Annotated in this window: 21 protein-coding genes; 3 read left to right on the forward strand and 18 right to left on the reverse strand. The window is 37.9% G+C overall.

What is annotated here, in order from left to right:
• Window positions 1-53 precede the first annotated feature (53 nt).
• The 9 genes from LCP48_RS19250 to LCP48_RS19290 all read right to left on the reverse strand — a co-directional run bounded on the left by LCP48_RS19250 (window position 54) and on the right by LCP48_RS19290 (window position 9,948).
• Window positions 54-1,283, reverse strand: a complete 1,230-nt coding sequence (locus LCP48_RS19250; protein ID WP_004227968.1) for an EAL and HDOD domain-containing protein — start codon at window positions 1,281-1,283, stop codon at window positions 54-56.
• A 165-nt stretch (window positions 1,284-1,448) separates the two neighbouring features.
• The gene (locus LCP48_RS19255; RefSeq protein WP_004227966.1) at window positions 1,449-2,096 is read right to left on the reverse strand and encodes a VTT domain-containing protein; all 648 of its coding nucleotides are present in this window, start codon (window positions 2,094-2,096) and stop codon (window positions 1,449-1,451) included.
• A gap of 249 nt (window positions 2,097-2,345) precedes the next feature.
• Complete coding sequence (locus tag LCP48_RS19260; RefSeq protein WP_004230462.1) at window positions 2,346-3,893, reverse strand: fatty acid--CoA ligase family protein; 1,548 nt, start codon at window positions 3,891-3,893, stop codon at window positions 2,346-2,348.
• 142 nt (window positions 3,894-4,035) lie between these two features.
• Window positions 4,036-5,970, reverse strand: a complete 1,935-nt coding sequence (locus LCP48_RS19265) for an FtsX-like permease family protein (protein WP_004230461.1) — start codon at window positions 5,968-5,970, stop codon at window positions 4,036-4,038.
• Entirely contained in the window at window positions 5,942-6,718 is a 777-nt protein-coding gene (locus LCP48_RS19270) for an ABC transporter ATP-binding protein (RefSeq protein WP_004230460.1), read from the reverse strand. Before LCP48_RS19270 ends, LCP48_RS19265 begins: the two co-directional genes overlap by 29 nt.
• Window positions 6,719-6,730: 12 nt before the next feature.
• A complete protein-coding gene (locus LCP48_RS19275; RefSeq protein ID WP_009373263.1) occupies window positions 6,731-7,156 on the reverse strand; it encodes a hypothetical protein in 426 nt (141 codons plus the stop codon).
• A gap of 11 nt (window positions 7,157-7,167) precedes the next feature.
• Entirely contained in the window at window positions 7,168-8,151 is a 984-nt protein-coding gene (locus LCP48_RS19280; protein ID WP_202342651.1) for a sensor histidine kinase, read from the reverse strand.
• Window positions 8,151-8,855 carry a response regulator transcription factor gene (locus LCP48_RS19285; protein WP_004230457.1) on the reverse strand — a complete coding sequence of 235 codons (705 nt, stop codon included), beginning with the start codon at window positions 8,853-8,855 and terminating at the stop codon, window positions 8,151-8,153. The genes LCP48_RS19280 and LCP48_RS19285 overlap by 1 nt, the downstream gene beginning before the upstream one ends.
• Before the next feature lie 100 nt (window positions 8,856-8,955).
• Window positions 8,956-9,948 carry a lipoate--protein ligase gene (locus LCP48_RS19290; protein WP_004230456.1) on the reverse strand — a complete coding sequence of 331 codons (993 nt, stop codon included), beginning with the start codon at window positions 9,946-9,948 and terminating at the stop codon, window positions 8,956-8,958.
• Between the two features lie 144 nt (window positions 9,949-10,092).
• Here LCP48_RS19290 and yhfH point away from each other — a divergent pair, with 144 nt between their 5' ends.
• A complete protein-coding gene (gene yhfH / locus LCP48_RS19295) occupies window positions 10,093-10,218 on the forward strand; it encodes a protein YhfH (protein WP_004230455.1) in 126 nt (41 codons plus the stop codon).
• A gap of 406 nt (window positions 10,219-10,624) precedes the next feature.
• On the opposite strand, the gene LCP48_RS19300 is transcribed toward yhfH, so the two are convergent.
• From LCP48_RS19300 to LCP48_RS19325, 6 genes are all read right to left on the reverse strand, one after another.
• Entirely contained in the window at window positions 10,625-12,814 is a 2,190-nt protein-coding gene (locus LCP48_RS19300) for a YhgE/Pip domain-containing protein (protein WP_004230454.1), read from the reverse strand.
• A gap of 133 nt (window positions 12,815-12,947) precedes the next feature.
• On the reverse strand, window positions 12,948-13,520 hold the full coding sequence (locus LCP48_RS19305) for a TetR/AcrR family transcriptional regulator (RefSeq protein ID WP_004230453.1): 573 nt from the start codon (window positions 13,518-13,520) through the stop codon (window positions 12,948-12,950).
• A 121-nt stretch (window positions 13,521-13,641) separates the two neighbouring features.
• Entirely contained in the window at window positions 13,642-14,166 is a 525-nt protein-coding gene (locus tag LCP48_RS19310; protein WP_004230451.1) for a FixH family protein, read from the reverse strand.
• Between the two features lie 3 nt (window positions 14,167-14,169).
• A complete protein-coding gene (locus LCP48_RS19315; protein WP_004230449.1) occupies window positions 14,170-15,558 on the reverse strand; it encodes a sensor histidine kinase in 1,389 nt (462 codons plus the stop codon).
• Window positions 15,555-16,238 carry a response regulator transcription factor gene (locus tag LCP48_RS19320; RefSeq protein WP_004230448.1) on the reverse strand — a complete coding sequence of 228 codons (684 nt, stop codon included), beginning with the start codon at window positions 16,236-16,238 and terminating at the stop codon, window positions 15,555-15,557. Before LCP48_RS19320 ends, LCP48_RS19315 begins: the two co-directional genes overlap by 4 nt.
• Window positions 16,238-17,206, reverse strand: coding sequence for a YncE family protein (locus LCP48_RS19325; protein WP_225340462.1), 969 nt, complete (start codon window positions 17,204-17,206; stop codon window positions 16,238-16,240). Before LCP48_RS19325 ends, LCP48_RS19320 begins: the two co-directional genes overlap by 1 nt.
• Window positions 17,207-17,389: 183 nt before the next feature.
• On the opposite strand from LCP48_RS19325, the gene LCP48_RS19330 reads away from it, so the two are divergent.
• The gene (locus LCP48_RS19330; RefSeq protein ID WP_004230446.1) at window positions 17,390-18,475 is read left to right on the forward strand and encodes a glycosyltransferase family 2 protein; all 1,086 of its coding nucleotides are present in this window, start codon (window positions 17,390-17,392) and stop codon (window positions 18,473-18,475) included.
• Between the two features lie 179 nt (window positions 18,476-18,654).
• On the forward strand, window positions 18,655-20,199 hold the full coding sequence (locus LCP48_RS23440) for a hypothetical protein (RefSeq protein ID WP_318528156.1): 1,545 nt from the start codon (window positions 18,655-18,657) through the stop codon (window positions 20,197-20,199).
• A 136-nt stretch (window positions 20,200-20,335) separates the two neighbouring features.
• Here the strand turns inward: LCP48_RS23440 and hemY are convergent, their stop codons facing one another.
• From hemY to hemE, 3 genes are all read right to left on the reverse strand, one after another.
• The gene (gene hemY / locus LCP48_RS19340; protein ID WP_009373464.1) at window positions 20,336-21,757 is read right to left on the reverse strand and encodes a protoporphyrinogen oxidase; all 1,422 of its coding nucleotides are present in this window, start codon (window positions 21,755-21,757) and stop codon (window positions 20,336-20,338) included.
• 14 nt (window positions 21,758-21,771) lie between these two features.
• Complete coding sequence (gene hemH, locus LCP48_RS19345) at window positions 21,772-22,692, reverse strand: ferrochelatase (RefSeq protein ID WP_004230749.1); 921 nt, start codon at window positions 22,690-22,692, stop codon at window positions 21,772-21,774.
• A 155-nt stretch (window positions 22,693-22,847) separates the two neighbouring features.
• A complete protein-coding gene (gene hemE / locus LCP48_RS19350; RefSeq protein WP_225340463.1) occupies window positions 22,848-23,897 on the reverse strand; it encodes a uroporphyrinogen decarboxylase in 1,050 nt (349 codons plus the stop codon).
• Between the last annotated feature and the right edge of the window lie 59 nt (window positions 23,898-23,956).

Genomic DNA, 23,956 nt, shown 5'->3' on the forward strand with positions numbered 1-23,956 from the left:
ATATTAAAGAAGCTATCTTACATGAATTAATAAGATAGCTTTTGTTGATTGGTTTAAAATGATTTTTCTGCCCATTCGATGGCTTCATAATATAAAAGATCAATGTCAACTAACTGTATATTCAACTGTACAGCTAGCTCTTCTAATCGCGGCCAATCTAGTTTACTTAACGCAATACTAAACTCCAAATAAGGGGTCATTTCCGTTTCAAAGCCTAAAATGGTATTCGTAATAGCCTCTGAGAATGGTAGCTGCTGTAAAATAACATTCATCGGTCTTTGAAGTAATGTGTCAATTAGAGAAAACATGCCGACTAAAAAATATTCTGAGAAATTCTTTTTATAAGCAAGCTTAGCTAGTTTTTCACAAACCTTAGCTCGGAATAAAGACGTACACATCACTTCTTTAAAAAGATCGGAATCAGCATCAATATCAATTTCACGCATGGCCAATAAATAAATCCATTTTCGTAAATTCGATACGCCCAATAACACAATCGCCTGCTTGATGGAGCGCACTTTAGATTTAGATCGTTTTGATGAGTTATTAATCATTTGCAATAATTTGTATGTCAATGAAATATCTCGTTCAATATTTTCTGCTAATAAATGAATATTCGGTTCTTCCTCTTTTAGTAGGGAGATAATGTGAATATATTGAATCGCATTTGCTGGAATGTCTGTTGCTCGTATTATTTGCGGTTGTTCAAAGAAATAACCTTGAAATAACACATAGCCTGAGGACTTAGCAACTTCAAATTGATGACGCGTCTCTACCTTTTCAGCGAGCAATTGAATATGTGGAAATTTCTCCTTAACTTTATTTTCTATTTCCATTCTTTTCACGATGGAAGAAGCTAAAAAATCCACCTTTATATAATCAATTTTTTCAAATAATTCATCATAAACTTCCACTTGATCATCCATCATAAAATCATCCAAGGCAATTTGAAACCCTTGTTTTTTTAGCTCAATTACACGCTCCACTAAATGAGAGGTAAGTGGAACATCCTCTAATATCTCAATCACTACCTGTGAGGGATTTAAAAATTCATGTATAGAGCTCATCAATAAGTTTTCAGTAAAATTAACAAATCCAGGTTTCCCTTTCGTTACCTCTTCAAAACCAATTGAAAGAAATGAGTTCACAAGTACATCAATCGTTGCTGCATCTGAATCGACCATTGGAAAGGCATTTACGTTTTTGCTACGGTATAACAATTCATATGCAACGACTTGCTCATGAAGATTAAATATAGGCTGTCTGCCAATGAATACTTCCATTCCATTGCCCCCATTTCTCCATTTTCTAGTAATTTATAGTATAACATTTTTTACGACCTGATGCTTATACTTCCAGCTAAACTTAACATGTCAACTTGGCTTTTTCAGCCAATAAAAAAGAAGGGACAGTCCTCGTGATGATGAATCACTTAAGGACTGTCCATATTATTTACCTACTTTGGATTTTATTGCACCAATCACTGCAGGAACAACGGATATAATGATAATCAAAATTAGGACAACTGAGAAGTTATCTTTAATAATTGGAATATTCCCAAAGAAGTAACCTAATAATGTACAACTGAATACCCATAAAATTGCACCAAAAATATTATAAAATAAGAAATAACTATATTTCATTTTACTTGCACCCGCCACAAACGGGATAAATGTACGAATAAATGGCATGAAACGTGCGATTACGATCGTTTTCCCACCATGTGTATTAAAGAATTTTTCAGCTGCTTCCATACGCTCTTTTTTAACAACTCTACCGAGGAGGCTCTTTGGTGGAATAGATGTCCCTACCTTATGACCAATATGATAGTTCATCGTATCGCCCAAAATAGCTGCTGCTAAAAATACAGGGATTAAAATCCACATATCGAATGCGCCCATTGCCGCAGCTAATGTTCCACTTGCAAATAACAAGGAATCACCAGGTAAGAATGGGAAAATAACAACCCCTGTTTCTACAAAAACTATCGCAAATAAAATAAGATAGCTCCAATTGCCAAAATCACGAATAATTTCTTCTAAATGCACATCGATATGCACAATAAAACTTATTAACTCCTTAATGAGTTCTAACATGTTTTTGTATGCTCTCTTTCAATAGTATTTTTACCTAAAAGTTTTGACGTGGCTTCACCTCAAAGGGTTCCAGTTTTGTACGTCTTTTTACATTACTTCCTCACTATATGACAAGCTCTTGAAAAGTATGTAGAAGATTTCACAAGTTTGATTTTATCACTTACAGACATCTACTCTCAACTGATTTTACTATTATACGAATAATGTACAAAAAAAGAGCTACCATTTTACAATAGTAGCCTTTCTCGTTTAAACTTTTTCTTTTAATGAGCGTCTTAATATTTTTCCTGTTGTGTTTTTTGGTAGTTCATCCAGTATTTCAATTACTTTCGGAACCTTATACTTCACCATATGTTTAGCACAATAGGATAGTAGATCATCTGTTGTAGTAGCAGCTACTTCTTTCAACACAACATAGGCATGTACCGCTTCCCCTAAGTTAGGATCTGGGAAGCCTACAACCGCTGCCTCTACAATATTATTATGGGCAAACAGCACTTCCTCCACCTCACGAGGATAAACATTAAAGCCCCCTACAATAATCATATCCTTTTTACGATCGACAATGTAAAAATACCCTTCTTCATCTACCTTTGCTAAATCTCCTGTATAGAGCCAGCCGTCGCGAATCGCCATCGCCGTTTCTTCAGGCATTTTATAGTATCCCTTCATCACGTTTGGGCCACGTACAATTAGCTCTCCAACTTCGCCCACAGGTACTTCCTGACCATTAACATCGACCACTCTATTCTCGACATTGCTAATAGATGTTCCTATAGAGCCTGCTTTACGATCACGATCTAATGGGTTAAAACATGTAACGGGTGAAGCTTCAGATAAGCCATAGCCCTCTGACACACGCACATTAAATTTCTGTTCGAAATTATGTAATAGCGCAACAGGCAAGGAGGCACCACCTGAAATAGCTAAACGGATTGTCGAGAAATCTTCAGGATTGCCCTCAGGTAATTGGTACAAGAAATTATACATAGTAGGAACACCAGCAAATACTGTTGCTTTTTGCTCTCGTGCTAAAGCGAAAATATCACTAGGGCTAAAGCGTGGTGCAAGTAAAACTGTTGCCCCACTTAATAAAGGCGCATTCACCACTACCGTTAAGGCAAATACATGGAAGACAGGTAATGTCGCAATAACACGATCCTCTGCATTAATGCCTAAATAATGCGCAACATCACGTGCATTTGAGTACACATTGCCATGTGTCAGCATGGCTCCCTTTGGACTACCTGTAGTTCCTGAAGTATATAAAATAATAGCATTGTCATCCTCTGCAACTTCAACAGGTTGTAAAATTTGAGTGGTTTTAGCGATTACATGTGTAAATAAATGTGTTTTTTCTTGTGCTTGTGGTGATAAAGCTGCCACTTTTTCCGCTATATCTGGTGTGGTTTCACAAACTATAAATGTTTTTACTTGTGGAAATGCTTGTACACCTTTTTCAACCAATGGTAGCAACATATCCAGAGCAATGACTGCTTTTACATCTCCATTATGCAAAATGTAAGAAATTTCATCCGGTGTATAGATTGGATTAACAGGTATTGCTGTTGCCCCTAGGCGCATTGTTGCATAAAGGGCAATTAAGTAGTGTGGCGTGTTGCCGAGTAAAAACGCCACATGATCCCCTTTTTCAACGCCTAAATCTTGTAATCCCTTTGCAAAGCGGCCAACTGTATGCTCAAATTCCCCGTAAGTCGTATCTTTCCCCATAAAATGATACGCCACTTTTTCAGGTTGTTCTGTTGCTTGTTGACGAACACGTGAAACTAAATTCAATTACACCATCCCCTTATCGTATAAAATGAATCATTATTCAGTAATATTATATAAGAAATATATCTAAAAAACAATGAGTCTTTTTATCTCATGTCATAAATTACGTTAAATAATTCATTTTTTTCTCTTTTAAACCATTACTTCATGAGCGAATATGGGAGATATAGCGCCATCGAATTAAATAAAAATAAACCACTTGTATTAATACAAAAAAGCCAAAAGCGAAGAATACTTCTTTTACAATCGATATATTCGCAATGTCCCTTAAAATACCCTGAACCATTAGAAAAGCAAAGGCACTATGCATCATCGCGACACCCCAAGGTAAGAAGAATTGGGGAAACAAATGGCGATTAACTAGCTTTTTTAACTCCGTATCTGTTAAACCCATCCGTTTTAATACATCAAATTTACGCTTTTCACGTTCGAGGGATGTATGCAATTTAAAATAGATAAAGCTTCCAGCCGCAAGTAAAAATACAGTGGCTACTAAGACACCCACTAATGTAAATAATGAGTAGGTAGCTAGTATATAAGAATAATTTAATCCTGCATTTTCAAAGTAAAAAGGGCTAAACTTATCCTTTTTAATAAAATATAAATTGGATTCTAGATGATCGATATCCTTACCGATATCCTTCGTCTCCATCCATTGAGGAATAACAAATGTAAATAGATGATAGCTTGGTTGAATAATGTCTTGATCGGAAATCGGATGAATAAGCTTCGCGAAGTCCTCATCACTAATGACAATCGAATTGACACTGACAATCGAGCCTGGAAACACTATTTTTGGATAGACACTATCAATAGTGAGTGGTATATTGTTTTCTTCTAAAACAGTATGCACAACTCGATCTTTTAATTTTTTTAAGGAATCCTCCGAATAAGGAATGAATACTGCCTCTCCTGCTTCCAAATTCAATAATGGATAACTGTAGGAAGAAAGCAGGACATTCATATCGGACTCTCGAAAAACCTCAACCTCATTTCGAGTGAAGGAGGAGGTTTGCTTCACAACAATAAAACGGGATAGCTGATAAGATAAACCTTTTCCCTCTAATTGCAGCCTTAAAGAATTGATATGCTCCCGTTCATATGGATTATCGACATCCCCTTTATAAACCAACCCTAGTGGATTTAATCGATCATATTGCGTGGTGTAGGAGGACATCGTTGCTAAAACACCAACAGATAAAAATGCAAGCGTCGATACCATCGTTACAACGAAAAACATTTTCACGTTATCCATCATTATATGCGTTTGTTCTGCTAGTGATAGTAGACGGTAGCGTTGCCAATGATATTTACGTTTCCCACGTGCTAAATCTAAAAAACAAGGCACAGAATCACTAAAAAAATAATAGGTGCCAAATGTTGCGGAGAATGGTATTAGCAGCGTTAGCCCGATTAGTGATGTATGTCCGACAACAAACGCGAGAATATACGTCGTTACAATTAAAGCAATACCATAGAATGCTCGTATTTTTGAATACGTTGTTAAGCTATTTAAATAATCACTGCCTTTTATAAGATCTCGTAATTTTCTCTCTCGTGAAAAATACACACTAATAAAAGAAATGACGAAAAATGCACTTGTAAAAACACCAATCGTTAATAAAAATGGCTCCCATGAAATATAGAGTGGTAAATCTTCTAAATGTAAAATTTCCCGCACAATCATAAAAAAGAATTTTGAAAAGGAGAAGCCAAAGACAATCCCTACAATAATGGAGCCTGTTCCAATAATCATTGTCTCTAAAAAGACAAGTCTATTCATCTGACGTTTTTCCATTCCCAAGTGCAATAAAATAGCAAATTCATGTGATCTGGCTTCTAAAAAGGCACTCATGGAATAATATAAAAAGAATAATGTAAACAGGACGAGAACAATTTCAGCCCCCACCATCCCAATGAGAGACATCTCCCCTAATATCCCACGTTCAATATCAGGGTGAAACATCAGCATGGAATAGATAAAAAATACAGCCACAGAAAAAAAGCTTGCCATGAAAAAGGCACCATATATCCGGCTGTTCCGCACGACATTACGGTAAGCGAATTGTCGAAAGGTCACCTACTTGCCCTCCTCCTAGTAAGCTCAAAACATTTAAAATACGTTGGAAAAACATCTGACGGCGGTCATCTCGATAAATTTCATTAAAAAATTCACCATCTTTAATGAATAACACTCGATCACAATAACTTGCTGCAATTGGATCATGCGTGACCATTACGATTGTCGTTTGTTTATCCTGATTCACTTTTGTTAATAGTTCAAGCACATCACGTGAAGAATTTGAATCTAAATTACCTGTTGGCTCGTCCGCTAAAATGAGACTAGGATTATGAATAAGCGCACGACCAATTGCCGTTCTTTGTGCCTGTCCCCCAGATATTTCATTTGGACGTTTATGAAGGAAAGAAGTTAAATCTAGCTTTTCTACAATACTTGCCAGACGCTCCTCCATTACCTCTAGCGGCTGTTGATCTAACGTTAAGGGCAACACGATATTTTCCTCGACCGTCAGCATATGCAAAAGATTGAAATCCTGAAACACAAAGCCAAGCTGTCTTCTTCTAAAATAGGCAAGCTCTGTTGCATTCAATTTATGTGGATTCATTCCATCTAAAATGATTTCTCCACTAGTTGGTTCATCGATGGTCGAAATAATATTCAGTAATGTCGTTTTACCGCTTCCTGAGGGCCCCATAACAGCTAAAAACTCGCCTTCTTCCACGTCAAAGCTCAATTGATTTAATGCACGATGCGTTACTTTACCTTCGTACACTTTTGTCACATCTTTAATTTGTAAAATAGGCATACTTCATTCACCTTATTTCTTCATTAATTCTAAGGATTGAGGTAAAAGCCACTGTAAAACGACCTCAAAACCAATGTGAAAATGAGGCTCTGTTAAAGCCAGTATTGACTCTTCCTCTACTAAACTAAAGCAATGCTCCCCAATAATCACATCCCAAGCATCCATTTCTCCCTCTACGATTTCCCCACATACAGTATAATACCCACTATACATAATCTGTTGACCGTCTACAGGAAAAGCATTCAATAATGTTGGTTGCTGTAAGTTTAACCCAAGGCTCTTTGAAAAATGCAGTAGTTCTTCATCTAACTTTTCATTTACCAGGATAAAATTTTGATAGGCTAATGGATCTCCCCCTTGCAGATGTGTCATATAAAGCGCATTTGTTTTCTCCTTATCAATCGTTAGTTTCCAATCTTCTATACGTACCTCTACCATCCTAGTGCCCCCTAATTTGTAAATGTTACTGTCACAATCGTCCCTTTTCCTACCTCTGATGTAATAGCCAGCTCATGCCCTAGCTTTTCACAGATTTCTTTGGCTAAATAAAGGCCCATTCCAGTTGATTCACCTGTTTTCCGCCCATTTTCGCCAGTAAAAAAGGCTTTCGTAACACGAGAAAGATCGGAAGTTGGAATCCCAATACCCTCATCACAAATCGCAAGTTGTACATAGTCATCCTTTTCAATGGCAGAAATAACAATTTTTTTATTGGCTTCAAACGTGTATTTCACTGCATTGGTGATAAATTGTCCAAGAATGAAACGAAGCCATTTTGAATCACTGGCAACAATGAGATCGTCCTCAATATGAATTTCCGGGAAAACTCTTTTCGTAATAAATAAACGTTTATTTTCATTAACAGTTGCAGTTACAATACCTTTTAGCGCAACTCGCTCTACTTGCATATCATCCTCAAAATTTTCTAGGCGAGCATTAACAAGTACCATGTCCAATCCTCTACGCAAGCGATCGATTTCCTCCTGAACATTCTTTTTATCAAGAGGTCGGTCATCCTGTAATAATAATTCAATCACTGAAATAGGTGTTTTCATTTGATGGACCCACTGGTTCATAAATTGATCATGCCTTTTTTGACTTGCATATAAAGCATGCAACTCATGTTGATAAAGTCGATACAATTCATGCATATACTTCTCGGTTTGCATAGCTTCTGGCGTTTTTGCGTTTTTTTGTAGCACATCCTCCATTGCTGTTGGAAGCTGAGTTATCTTCAATAAGTAGCGTTGCCGCATTAAATAGCGGACAAGTAAAAAGGATGCTAATAGTACAAGGCTAATACAAAAGGAATAAACAGCCGTATCAATATTTCGAAAACCGTCTAGTGCATAGATAACCATGATGAAACCAACTAATAAGAGCTGGAACACAATAAATGATGCATAATCACGTAAAAAAAGCTTCCAGCCCACTATAGCTCACCTGCACTTAATATGAATCGATAACCTGCACCACGTACCGTTTCGATTGTTGACGATATATGATAATCCGCTAACTTTTTTCGAACTCTGGTCATATTCACATTCAAAGTGTTTTCATCGACAAATGCTTGATCGTCCCAAAGCTCCTCTAACAATTGCTCACGTGAAACTACTTTCGGTGCATTGCCCATCAAAAGCTCTAAGATAATACATTCTTTTTTCTGCAGTGGAATTTCTAAATCATTTTTATGTAGCTCCATTCTTTCTAAATGAAGTACAAGCTGTCCTTGCTTGATTGTCCGTTCTTCTTGCCTTGCTGCATATTCACCATATGTACGGCGTAGATGACTACGGATTTTAGCCAACACAATTTCGTAGTTAAAAGGCTTTGTAATAAAATCGTCGCCCCCATTTTCAAGTGCAAAGATTTGGTCCATTTCTCCAGAGCGTGCAGAAATGAAAATTATTGGACATGTTGTATGCTGACGTAGCTGGCGACACCAATAATAGCCATCGTAAGCGGGTAAATTTATATCAAGCAGCACCATATGTGGATTAAATGCTGTAAATTCTTCTATAAGATGATCAAATTCTTGAATTGTTGCAACTTCGTATTGATATTTTCTAAGCGTTTCCGCTAGTAATGATGCAATCTTGACATCATCTTCAACTATGAATATTCGATGCTTTTCCATATCAACACTCCTTTCTTTCTATATTGTATCAAAAAAAGGTTCGACGACATAATTGTCAGCGAACCTTTAGGCTAAAACATTACATGAAACCGTATTTTCCTTAATAAATTAATTGTAAAAAGTCCTCAGTTGAAATTCCACCAAAATATGTAGGGATATCAATATCTGCTAATGCCTTAGCAATAGCCGCTCTGTCATAGTTTGTCCCAACTAAGCGCCGTTCTATATCAGCCATATCACCGACACCAAAGAAATCTCCAAAAATATGCACTTCTTCCATCACACCATGATTTACTTCTAGGCGAATATCAATGCCTCCTGTTGGGAATCGATGTGTTTTTTGAATATTAAAGCGTGGTGATTTCCCAAAATTCCACTCCCATGTTTGATAGCGTTCCTCTGATAGCTTGTGGATATTCGCCCAATCATCTTCAGTTAGCTCATAATAACGAATGTTTTCTTCTCCGCCAAAAATGGATTTCAAAATTTCAAGACGGAATTCCTCAACTGTCATTTGCTCCTTTAAAAACTCTGAAATGTTTGCTACTCGTGAGCGAATCGATTTAATACCTTTTGATTCGATTTTATCCTTTTTGACCTTTAAAGCAGAGACAACCGCATCAATTTCTGTATCAAACATCAATGTACCATGGCTGAACATACGTCCTTTTGTAGAGAACTGAGCATTTCCTGAAACTTTACGTCCCTCTGCTAGTATATCATTGCGTCCTGAGAGCTCTGCATTCACACCCATTTTTGCTAGAGCGTCAACGACTGGTTGTGTGAATTTTTTATAGTTCATAAAGCTATCACCATCATCATTGGTAATAAAGCTGAAGTTAAGATTGCCTAAATCATGGTAAACAGCACCACCACCTGAAAGACGGCGCACAACAATAATGCCATTGTCCTCTACATAGTCTGTATTGATTTCTTCAATCGTATTTTGGTTTTTACCGATGATGATAGACGGTTGATTAATGTAGAAAAGGAGCACTGGCTCTTTCTCAACGTCCATTGTTTTTAACAAATACTCCTCAATAGCAAGATTAATGCGTGGATCATGGATCCCTTTATTATCAACGAAAATCATAGTTCACGTTTCCTCCTTCACAAAATATCCATATTTATTTTACCGTAAATTAGGCATTTTGTGTTGACGAAAAGCATCTGTTATAATACACTAGAAAATATCAAAACAGTAATAGTACAGATGAACTTAAAGGAGGAGTCCACAATGTTAGAAAACGTAGTTGAATTTTTCAAGAATTTACCTGCTAAGCAATGTACTGAGTGCGGTGAAAAAATGGAAGAACAAAGCGAATGCTACAGCAACACTTGTGAAAAATGTAACCACCTATAAGCATTTGCCTATTCTGATATAGTCATATACGTGCCCCACGCGTAGTAATCATGACACCCTTCATCATATTTTGATGAACCCTTAATTAAATCTCTTACACTTACAAAAAACAACAGCTGATACGCTCATATCAGCTGTTGTTTTTTATTGTTGAAAAAAGACAATCGCTAGCAGAGAAAGACCGTTTGACAAGGAAAGGGGATTTCTGTTCTGCCAGCGTCCAGAGGGAGCAGCTCGCTACTCGCCCACTGAAAAGCAAATAGCCTGGAATGCAAATTCAAACTCTTTTTTCATAAAATTTCTATAGCTCGCTTTTTTTTTATTTATGTCATTTGAGGCTGAAGAATTATTACATAACCCCTATGAACAACAAAGCACTCACCTACATTGGGTGAGTGCTTCATGATTAGTTTTCTTCAGCTACTTTAGAGTAACGTTTATTGTGCAGTAGCATGAAGTAACCAAATGTGATTGCTAAGAATGCTACTAAGAAACCAGCTAGAACACCATAGTTTTGCATTAAGAATGACGTATCACCAGTAGAAATACTTGATTTAAATGCTTGCACTGTATATGTCATCGGTAATAGCTTGTTAAATACTTGTAATGGTGAAGGTATTAATTCTAATGGGAATGTACCTGCACTTGTTGTTAATTGTAAAATTAGTACAACTATTGCCATGAAACGACCAGGGTCACCAAAGATCGAAACAAGCATTTGAATTAAGGCTAAAAATACATAGCTTGTTAATAAGGCTGTTAAAATAAAGTAGCTCATGTTATTCACTTCGAGTCCTAGACCCCATTTGACAATAACTACTGTTAGTAATGTTTGCACTAAACCTACGACTGCTAGTACAGTCACTTTACTTGTAAACCAAGATGCCCCGTTTTTAGGACGAATAGCAGGTTCAACAAGTGGGAACACAATTGAAATTAATAATGCACCTACGAATAAACCTAGAGAAATAAAGTACGGTGCAAAACCTGTACCATAGTTAGGAACATGGTTTACAGACTCTTTTTCAACTTCAACTGGACTACCTACCATATCATACGTGTCTTGATTTGCTTTGACTTCATTTGCTTTTTCACTAGCCTCACCTAATTTACCAGATAAAGTAGCTGTACCATCTGCAAGCTCTGTCGAACCATCTGCAAGTGTTGCAGATCCTTGTGCTAGTTCACCAGATTTTGAAGCAAGTGTTGAAGTACCTTGATTTAATGTTGTTGTACCATTCGCTAATTCATTTAATCCAGATGCTAATGTTTTTGAACCTGTTACAGCTGTATTTACACCTGCATGTAGTTCACCTAATTTTGCAGCTAATGTAGCATTACCTGCTTGTAGACCTTTTGCACCTTCCAATAAAGCATTACTTTTAGCTGTTAATGCATTCGCACCAGCTAGCACTTCTGCTTGACCTGCTGCAATTTGAGTTGCACCAGAGCTTACTTGATTGGCACCAGCTTGTAATTTTTCTGTACCAGCTGATAAAGATGTTAAACCGTTATGCACACTAGCACTACCTGCCTGTAGTTCCGCTAATGTTTGTTTCAACGCTGCTGCTTGTTCTTCAGGCATTGAAGCCATCATCGTTTGTAATTGATTTGATAGGGCTGTAATGCCTGCCTCTACTTTTGCAGATCCCGCTGTTAATTGGGTTGCTGCACCATTCAATGCACCGGCGTTCTCAGCAATAGATGCTGCACCTGTACTAATTTGCTGTTGTTTGTCATTTAAAGTGGTTAAACCAGCACCAACTTTTGCAACACCCTGTGTATATTGTGATAACCCCTGTTCAAGGCTCGTTGCTCCATTTGCAGCTTGCTGTGCACCCTTTTGTAATTGAACTGTACCATCTTGTAGTTTGACTAAACCACTAGATAAGTCATTCGCGCCTTTTGCCGCATCTCCCGCACCTTTTGTTAATTTATCAGTACCATTTGATAGTTCAACTGTGCTCGATGCTAGTTGCTCCAGATATCCTTTTAAATCTTTTGCACCATTCGCTACTTTTTGTGCACCCTCATCTAGCTTATTTGAGCCATCTGCTGCTTCTGTAAAGCCATCTCCAAGTGTTGCAATGGAATCAAATAATTTTTCTGCATACGTCGCTGATACTTGAGAATTTACTTCAGCGCGTACACGATCCATTGCTGTCTCACCAATTTGAGCACCAAGGAAGTTCAATCCCTCGTTTGGAATGTAGTTCATTACTAATTTTGATGGTTTGTCATCTAATAGTGTTGTTGCATGTTCAGAGAAATTTGTTGGAATTTCTAAAATCATATAATAATCACGACTATTTAAGCCTTTTTCAGCTTCATCTTTTGAAACTTCTATAAAGTTAAATTGCTCGCTATCTATCAATTTATCGACCAAGGTATCCCCTAAGTCTAATTTAACGCCATCCATCTCAGCACCAGTATCCTCATTAACAACTGCTACTGGAAGATTAGGAAGCCCCGCATAAGGATCCCAAAACGCCCATAAAAACATACCCGCATACATTACTGGAATAAATAATACAGCAATGATTGAAACAAGCATTTTTCTTGTTTTAAAGATCTTTAGCCACTCAGCTTTAATCATATAATATCCTCACTCCTAAACTATTTGACCGAAAACGTCATTTGGTCATTTTCATTCAAAAAAAATAATCAACCTCGACAATATTGCAAAAAGAGCACTTGATTCAATACTTATACAACTGTATTTTATCGAATCAAGTTAAAATCAAACCTCGAAAGATAGTTTCCTTAAAAAGATTAAGAATCTTTTCTTCAGGGATTACATCACCATGTAACTCATGCCAATCGACAACAAAAGCAAGATATGCCTTCAGCAATAAGTAACTAACTAGCTCCGCATCACACTTTCTAATTTCACCTTTATTAATACGTCGTTGTATTAACTCTGCGACATACGATAAGATTTCAGTCTCGATACGTAGTAGCACCTGTTTAACTGCTGGTGTTCGTAATTCTTTTTCTTCCTCGATTAGCTTTGCAAATAAAAGATGTTTTTCTCGGAACTGTAGCATTTTCATTAAAGCATTATGCGCATTATCCATAAAGCTTGCTGATGCATCCAACACTGCATCTGCTTCCGCTTTCATCTCTCGTACAAGTGACATTGCGATCTCTTGAAATAAAATTTCTTTATTTGCAAAGAATGTATAAATCGTACCTTTACCCACATTGGCAATTTTCGCCACTTGCTCCATTGTTGTTGCCTTGTAGCCAAACAATGTAAAAGATTTTGCAGCTGCTTCAAGAATTTCCTGCCTACGATCCATTAGTAACATCCTTTCTAGTTAGGTTATGTACATCTCTCGTACACTTTCATAAAAATGACCAGAAAACCATTTCGGTCATCTGGTCATTATCATATTCCTATTTCAAAAAAATTGCAAGCCTTTAATGATGATTTTTTTCATCTTTTTTCTCTTCCTCATGATCCATATCATCTGAAGTGTCATTATTATGATCCATCATGTTATTATCCATGCTGTTATTGGCTTTTTCATCCTCTGGGACAACCTTTGTCATATCAGGGCTACCAGCAATAATTTGTTGCTTTGGCATATTATGAACACCGTTAGCTGTTGTATGTGCATACATATAATACACACCATCATGATCAAAAGTAGTCGTTGCTTTATATACACCGTCTTGCTCTAATTTCCCATCAATCATTTGACCTTCATCACGTTTTCCTGATTCCCAAACTTCAAATTCTACTACAGCATCATCGACATTTTTTCCACCTTGTTCAACATGTGCTGCCAGCTCAATCGTTTCATTGAGTGCTACTTCTTTTGGTGTTAAAATTTCAACTTCTGGGATCTGTGGTACTTCTGGTTCTGGCAATGCCTCTTTTTTTTCTCCACATCCTACTAATAATGTAGGGACTGCTATTAGCGCAAATAACCACTTTTTCATCTTTTAATCCTCCATTAATGGCAACCGTATCTTCACGGATGTGCCTTTTTCAACAACACTTTCAATTTCCAACGTTCCCTGTAACTGTTTTAATAACTGTTCAACAATCGATAAACCTAGTCCGCTACCACCGTCCGCACGACTTCGAGCTTTGTTAACACGATAAAATCGTTCAGTGACATGGGTTAAATCCTCGGCAGGAATACCAATTCCATAATCCCTAATGGTAATTTGTGCACTACCAGCCTTTTCAGCAGCAACAATTTCTACCTTAGAATTTTCATGCGAGTAATTAATCGCATTTTCAATAATGTTAATAAAAATTTGTTTTAATTTTACCTCATCCGCTTCAATAATTAGAGCATCATCTACATCTAAATATAAAGTTATGTTCTTTTTATTTGCTTGATGCGTTAAGATTTTTTGAACCTCTCGTAATGTTTCACCTAACGGAATTGGATATAAATCGATTTCAGTTTGTTCATTTTCTGTTCTTGCCAGTTGAAGTAATTCGTTTGTTAAGCGTTCCATGCGATTGGCCTCACGGACGATTAGCTGGATGGTTTCTTCTTTTTGACCTTCTGTGATGATGCCATTTTGCATGGCTTCGCTATAGCCCTTTACATAGCTAATGGGTGTTCGTAATTCATGCGAGACTGTTGCCAAGAATGTTTTTTGTGCTTCATCCTCTTGCTGAATTGCCTCTGCCATCTTATTAAAGGTACTAGATAATTTACCGATTTCATCTCGTGAATTGACAGGTACACGAGTGTCATAATTCCCATAGGACATCTGCTCTACTGCAAGCTGTAAATCGTTTAACGGTCGCATAATATGTCGAATACCTTTATAAATTAAATAGCTAACAACTACTAAAAATATGAAGGCACTAATAAATAATAAAATAACGCCACTATTTGCCAATTCACTAATTTTGGCAAGTGGGAAATAAATATAAATAATACCTTCTAATCGGTTTTGATCAACAAGTGGTACAACCACCGAAATAAGTTGTCGATCAAAACGAGGCTCGTACCCAATTTTTTGCACATATTTTCCTGCTAATAATTTTTGTCTTTCCTCAGGACCAATCAATGTCTCATAATCGATATCAAATGGAACACAGGCACTTAATTCCCGAGGATTCCTTACCGCAAATATATTCAAATTGGAATAATCATTAAATTCTTCAATATCTGCAATAAATTCATCCGTTACCTTACCATTGTCATACATTGTTTGTAGCTTCAAACCAACTTCGACCATTGTATCTTCTGTATCTTGTACATATAAACGTTGATATAAAAAATTTGTGAGAACATACATAAAGACGACGGTAATAATTAAAAAAGCAAAAATTAACAACCAAATGCGCGTGGCAATTTTTTTCATTCGCCAGGATCAAAGCGGTAGCCCACACCCCAAACGGTTTGAATATGCGAAGCCGCATCCTTTCCAAGCTTTATTCGTAAAGTTTTAATATGTGTATCTACCGTGCGTGTCCCACCTACATAATCAATATCCCAAATACGTTCTAATAATTGCTCTCTCGAATAGGCATTTCCTGGATTTTTCATAAATAAGTGTAAGAGTTCAAATTCCTTTAAAGTAAGTGGAATGCTCTTTCCATCAACAGATACTTTTCGTGCTATTTCATCTATTTTAATAGAGCCAAAAATTACGTACTTTTGCTGCAGTTCTGTAATATTTGCACCACTCCGTCTTAATACAGCATAAATTCTGGCTACGAGTTCATCATGTGTAAAAGGCTTAACAATATAATCATCTCCGCCAAGTGTAAGACCTTTCACTTTATCCTCATTCGCATCACGTGCAGTTAAAAAAATAATCGGCACATTGGACATAGCCCGAATACTTTGACAAACAACAAAACCATCCTCATGTGGCATCATTACATCAAGTAATACTAAATCTATATTTTCACGCACTATTACGTCGTAAGCCTCAGTTCCACTAGCGGCAGTAAATGTCTCTATATCAGAGTTATTGAGCATCATTTCAATTAAATTACGCATATCCTGCTCATCATCAACTATTAATACAGTTGTCATCATTGTTCCTCCCTTACTAACAGCTGAAAAGCACCTTTCCCTACATCAACTGTTTTTTCCTTCTGGCCATCTTTTATAAAATACAATGTGTGATCATCATAGCCAGCGACAACAATATAATCTTTAAATTGATCCACTACAAAGGGATTTGCCCCAACCTCTTGCTGCCATTTAATATGGCCATCAAAGTCAGCCACATATAACTCGTTGTGACCATGACTTACCACAAGAACGGCATCTTTGGTCTTTTTTAATCCTACTGGCATCAAAGGCATGTCAATCTCGCCATGCAGTTGACCTGTAGTCAAATCATATTTTTTAACAGAACTATTTGGCTTACTTCCTTCCCCATGACCGCCTACCCATAGCTCATGTGTTTCTTCTAGAACAGCTATTCCATGGGCAGATTTTTGAATTGGCCACTCTTGCTCAATCGTTAAATCCTTTATATTTAACACAGATAACTTTGTATCTTTAAAATTAATTACATATAGTTTATCCCTATACGATGTCATTGACATTGGATAATTGCCAAGTTGTTGTGAAGCTAGCTGATTGCCTTCTTGATCAAAGCTTGTCACTGTATTGGTTTTACTATTCGTGATAAAAAATTGCTTGATGTTGTCATCGTAGTATACATTGGTCGTACCAATCTCTACTTTTTTTGAATAGAGCTTTTCTCCGGTGGATATTGTATAGACATCGATGTTATTTAATTGGTGTCCATATAATAAAACTTGGTCATCTCCTAATAGTATGGCCCCTGAATAAGCCTTATCAAATAACCATGTCGCAAGCATATTCCCATCCTCATCAATAAAATCTAATGATGGCTCTTGTATGTTTAATGAAGCTATAAAACTTCGTTCCCTTTCAATGGGTTCATATGACTTTTCAGCGCAACCCGCTAACCATATAATTTGTAGTAACGAAAAAATGAAGAATGCCCATTTTTTCAACTTTATCACCTCTGCCCCTTTACTATACTTCACAATTGTGAAATTCGGGTGAAACTTGGAAGGTAAATTTATGACAAACCATGAAAATACATTTCACATATCTAACTCGCAATTCTTCTAACAGTTCAATCATCCAACCAATAATTCCGTCCTTACATATATTACAAAGATAATGGTAAGGAGGAATAGAGTATGATATCCATTAGCTTATGTATGATTGTAAAAAATGAAGAAGATGTTATTGGTCGATGTCTTGAGTCTGTCAAAGATATAGTAGATGAAATTAATATTGTTGATACGGGATCAACAGATAGTACAAAGCGAGTAGTTGCACAATATACAGACCGAATTTTTGATTTTACATGGATACATCACTTTGCAGCAGCACGAAACTTTTCCTTTCAACAAGCAACAAAAGAATATATCCTCTGGCTTGATGCTGACGATGTTTTTTTAGAGGAAGACCGCCAAAAATTAAAGGCACTCAAAGCATCTCTTACTTCCGACATTGATGCTGTTTCTATGAATTATCATTTAAGTTTCGATCATGAGGGAAACGCAGATGCATTAATAAGAAGATATCGCCTTGTCAGAAGGGAAAAGCAGTTTCAATGGATTGGTGCAGTTCATGAATATTTAGAAGTGAGTGGTATGTTGTTTGATAGTGATGTTGCTGTTAGCCATTTACCGTTAACCCATGATCACTCCCGCAATATTACAATTTATAGACAACTGATTGAAACGGGAGAAACACTATCACCACGTGATACATTTTATTTTGCTAATGAATTAGTAGATCATGGCCTGTTTGAGGAAGCTATTTATTATTATGAATTATTTTTAACGTCCAAATTAGGATGGATTGAAGATAACATTCGTGCCTGCTTAAAATTAGCAGATTGCTATTCTCATTTAAACGATAAAGAAAACAATTTCAGTGCTATTATACGAAGCTTTGAATACGATATCCCCCGCCCAGAAGCCTGTTGTCGCCTAGGTTATCACTTTATGGAACAATCCAGAATTTACGAAGCTATATTTTGGTATGAGCAAGCTCTGGTTATTAAACAGAAGCCAAATGCCCCCTTTCAAAACAAAAGCTTTTCTACATGGCTACCCCACTTGCAGCTCTGTGTTCTTTACGATCGCTTACAACAATATGAACTAGCCAATGCCCATAATGAATTAGCAGGCTCGTTTATGCCGAATGACCCCAAAATTCTACACAATAAAGAATATTTCAAGCGTATTTTAACAATCAAACAAAATGACTCTTAAATAAATATCAATCACCATCGAAAAAGTTTCACTCATATTCACAGGATAAACATCCAATTATCTTAAATACAGTTGCAACGAATCTATAAATAACTCTCTATTTACAAGGAATTAATAGTTATGTGTCTACCTCTCCTCTCCTTCCTCAGAATACGATATTTGAGAGAGGAGGTGAGATTATGCATTTTGGAAATTTTATAGATAGAGTCTGCAGTAAGTGTCATTCATTTCCCTGTTGTTGTAAAACTGGTCCTATTCCAAGTTGTCCAATTTGGCCAGTAAAACCTACTGGACCTACTGGGGGAATAACTGGACCTACTGGTAGTACCGGTATGACTGGCGCTACTGGCGTGACTGGTTCTACGGGTGTAACCGGGGCTACTGGCGCAATCGGACCTACTGGCTCTACTGGGGTTACTGGGGCTACCGGCGCTACTGGCACTACTGGGGTTACTGGGGCTATCGGTGCTACTGGCGTGACTGGCGCTACTGGCGTGACTGGCGTTACTGGTGTGACCGGGGCTACTGGCGTTGCTGGTGTAACTGGGGCTACTGGCACTACTGGCGTTACTGGCGTTACTGGGGCTACCGGCTTTACTGGGGCTACCGGCTTTACTGGGGCAATCGGACCTACTGGAGTAACTGGGGTTACTGGGGCTACCGGCGCTACTGGGGCTACCGGCGCTACTGGAGTAACCGGCGCTACTGGCACTACTGGCGTTACTGGCGCTACCGGCGCAATCGGACCTACTGGAGTAACTGGGGTTACTGGGGTTACTGGGGTTACTGGGACTACCGGTGCTACTGGCGTTACTGGCGCAATCGGACCTACTGGTACTACTGGGGTTACTGGGGTTACTGGGGTTACTGGGGCTACTGGGGCTACTGGCGTTACTGGGGCTACCGGTGCTACTGGCGTTACTGGGGCAATCGGACCTACTGGAGTAACTGGGGTTACTGGAGTAACCGGCGCTACTGGAGTAACCGGCGCTATTGGCACTACTGGGGTTACTGGTGCAATCGGACCTACTGGCGCTACTGGAGTAACTGGGGCTACCGGTGTTGCTGGTTCTACGGGCGTTACTGGCGCTACTGGCACTACCGGGGTTACTGGGGTTACCGGCGTTACTGGCGTGACTGGTGCAATCGGACCTACCGGCGCTACTGGAGTAACTGGCGCTACTGGCGCTACTGGGGCAATCGGACCTACTGGTATAACTGGCACTACGGGTGCTACTGGGCCTGCGTTTACTGAAGGATTCTCTGCCTTTAAAAACACGTTGGCGGTTAGTGGATCTACTTCAATCACTAACTGGAGTGTTGCTTCACCATACTTTACAACACCTGCTTTCAATCCAACAACTGGTATATTCACTGTACCAACTACAGGTAGGTATTCCTTTGAAGCAACCATTAACTACTCCACTACTGCGGCTATTAGCGTTACTTTAGGAGCGGGAATAAACCCTTCATTTGCAATTAGACAAAATGCTACTACAAATTTAATTAGTGGCTTGTTCCCTGTACTAAACGTCAATGTGGCACTTGTATTAACTTTACGCGCAGTTCTTGGAAATGGCACAATCACTTTAGCAGGAGAAGTGAATTTAAATGCTGGAGATACGATCGATTTGTTCTATGAAGCCAATGGATTGACTGTTTCTCTTACACTCGGCGGCGCTAACTCTGGTGGTATTGTTTGGTCATGTCATCGAATTTCTTAGAGTTAGTACTTTAATAAGCAATACAGTTCTTAGTAAAATAGCAAACCAAATAATAGTGGTTTGCTATTTCTTTTTCATGTAACAATAAAAAATAGTACAAACATTGATAATAAATGTTTGTACTATCTGATTTGCATTACTTGAACATTTCCATTAATACTTCATTCGCAACCTTTTTACCTTGCTGTACACATTCTGGAATCGATATTCCTTCAAACGAGCTTCCTGCAAGCTTTACAGTTGGAAAATGTTCTTGTAATTCTTGCTTGATACGAAGGACTTTCGCCTCGTGCCCAACTGTATATTGTGGCATCGCATTTTTCCAACGTGTTACAACAGTTGTGATCGGTGCGCCATCGATACCAATCGTTTTCTGTAAATCCTGTAGCACGGTTTTTTCGATCTCTGTATCCGATAACGCCACAATTGCTTCGTCGCCCACTCGACCAATATAACTACGTAATAATACATAATCCTCTGGTGAAGTACCTGGCCACTTTCGATTCATCCAAGTGCAAGAAGTAATTGAAAAATCACTATTTCGAGAGACATAAAAAGAAAGTGCATCTAAATCACCGAGTTGTTCCTTTTTAAAGGCCATTGTAACGGTTGCAATAGTTGCAGCCTTCATAGTGCCCAATTCATGTAATAGACTTAACTTACTAAACATTTTTTCAGCCATATTAAAAGGGGTAGCAATAATAACAGCATCTGCTTTAATATGCGAAAAATTATTGAGCATCACCTGAACTGAACCATCCTTGCCATGCTCTATTTCCTCTACTTTGACACCCTTCATCACTGTCCCTGGAAGTAGGGATCCTTCAATACTTTCGATGAGTGTTTCAAGGCCATTGCTAAAGGTTTGAAAGATACCTTTATTTTCAGCTATGTGATGATTGCTTAAGAAATTCGTGCCTGACTTCTTCATACCAATCAGCAAACTACGATATTGTTGTTCTAAACTATAAAGCTGTGGGAAGGTTGAACTCATACTTAACTGCTCAATATCCCCTGCAAATGTACCCGCTAGTAGGGGCTCTACTAGATTTTCCACAATTTCTGCACCAAATCTTCTTCTAAAAAAAGCGCCTAATGGTTGATCGTCATCCTGTGTAGAACGAGGAATGAAAAAGTCCCCCGCCGCACGAACTTTACCACTAAGTGAGAACAAGCCTGAAGTTATGAATGAAGAGATATGTGGTGTCTCTCCAGATAGGAGATGACTAGGTATTGGATATAACTGACTACCAACAGCAACATAGTTTGGGCCCGCATTACTTGTTAATAGTTTCTGTTCGATCCCGAGATCCTTCGCTAAAGCATTGACATAGTTTTCACGATCAAAAAAAGATTCTGGCCCACGCTCAATAATGAATCCATCTTTTCTTAGAGTTTGAATTTTTCCGCCAAGACGTAATGACGACTCGACAAGTACGATATCTAATGGCAATTCTTTTGCGCTTGCTTCTTTTTGCATATAGAATGCAGCTGTAAGGCCTGTAATGCCACCGCCTATGACAACTACCTTTCGTCTTTTCTGAGTCACCAACATCATCACTTTCTTTTCGCTTAGCTTAATTTTTTATGAATCGCCTCTACCATAGCATCAATAAATAAAGGATGTGTATTTGGCATCGCTGGACGATAGTATTTTGCACCAAGTTCATCACAAACAACTTTACATTCATAATCGTTGTCATACAACACTTCTAAATGCTCAGTTACGAAACCTACTGGTGTATAGACAAATGAACGGAAGCCTTTTTCTTCGAATAGCTCACGTGTTAAGTCTTGAACATCTGGACCAATCCAAGGCTCTGGGGTTTGGCCTGCTGATTGCCAGCCAACCTCTACATTTTTTAAACCAGTCGCAGCTTGAATAAGGCGAGCTGTTTCAATTAGTTGATCTTCATATGGATCACCTAAGTTTTTAATTTTTTCAGGCAATGAATGTGCAGATACAATTAGACAAGCTGTCTCACGTTCTTCTTCTGTCATTGCATTGAATGTCTCATTCACTTGTTGTTTCCAGTACTCTATAAATTTTGGCTCGTCATACCAAGATTCCACAGAAGTTATCTTTAAGCGACCTCCTGCAGCCTCTTCAGCACGACCATTATAAGACTTAATTGAGAAAGTAGAAAAATGAGGAGCTAAAACAATAGAAACCGCTTCTTTTATGCCCTCCGCCACCATTTGCTCTACTGCATCTTCTATAAATGGCTGAATATGTTTTAAACCAATAAACAATTTATATTCGACAGCATCCTGTACTTCGTTCAAACGTGTACATAATGCTTCAGCTTGTGCTTGTGTTGCCGCAGCTAATGGGGATAAACCACCGATTGCTTCATAGCGGCTACGTAAATCTTCTAAATGCTCTGCAGAAGGTTTACGTCCATGACGAATATGCGTATAGTAAGGTTCAATATCTTCTTCTTTATAAGGTGTGCCGTATGCCATTACTAATAAGCCTTTAACTTCTTTCATTACCCTTTTCACCTCTAAAATTGTTTTATGTTTTCATACATTATGTGATAAAAAGAAGCTGCCCAATCTGGCTTGTTGGACAGCCCCTTTTCTACATTGAAATTAAAATTTCCTATATAGAAAAGGTCATATTATTTACGCCTGATTGTCTTCCATTAAGAACGAGCTTGAATTTGTTGAGCACTATATTCATGAATAAGCGTTGTAAGACGTTTTAAGACATCTGGGTCAACCTCTGGGAAAACACCATGACCAAGATTAAAGATATGACCTGGCATTTCTAGACCTTGATCAATAATATCTTTCGTTCGTTTTTCAATAACTGACCAATCTGCAAGTAATAGAGATGGATCTAAGTTTCCTTGTACAGGCTTGGTAATACCATTGGCACGTGCGTCTTTAATCGGTAAACGCCAATCTAAGCCCACCACATCAATTGGTAAATCATTCCATTCTTTTACTAAATGGCTAGCACCCACTCCAAATTGAATTAATGGTACATCTTCTTTTTGCAACTCTGCAAAAATACGAGTCATAATCGGTTTAATAAATACTCGGTAATCCTCTACATTTAGGGCTCCAACCCATGAGTCGAATACTTGGATAGCTTTTGCACCAGCTTTAATTTGAGCCGTTACATCTGCAATAATCATGTCAGCAAGTTTATCCATTAAAGCAAACCAAGCTTGAGGTTCTGATACCATAAATGATTTTGTTTTATTATAGTTTCTTGAAGGTCCACCTTCAATCATGTAGCTTGCAAGTGTGAATGGGGCTCCAGCAAAACCGATTAGAGGTACATTTAATTGCTCTTCTGCAAGTAACTTGATTGTCTCTAATACAAATGGTGTATGCTCTTTAGCATTGAATTCACCTAATTTTTCTACATCCGCTACTGAACGAATAGGATTTGAAATAACAGGACCAACACCTGCCTTGATTTTCACATCTATCCCAATTCCAGGGAGAGGTGTGACAATATCTTTATATAAAATAGCAGCATCTACATTGTAATTTTCTACAGGTAGACGAGTGACATACGCACATAGCTCAGGTTGATGTGTAATTTCCTCTAAGGAATACTTTTCTTTAATGGCACGGTATTCTGGCTGAGAACGTCCTGCCTGACGCATATACCAAACTGGTGTATGAGCGATCCTTTCTCCACATGCAGCACGTAGAAGTGTATCATTAAAAGTTGTCATGAATAGTTCCTTCCCCTCAATAAATTATTACTATAAAAAATCGCATGTTTATTCCTTTA

Source organism: Lysinibacillus capsici (genome assembly GCF_020217405.1).
GTDB lineage: Bacteria > Bacillota > Bacilli > Bacillales_A > Planococcaceae > Lysinibacillus > Lysinibacillus capsici.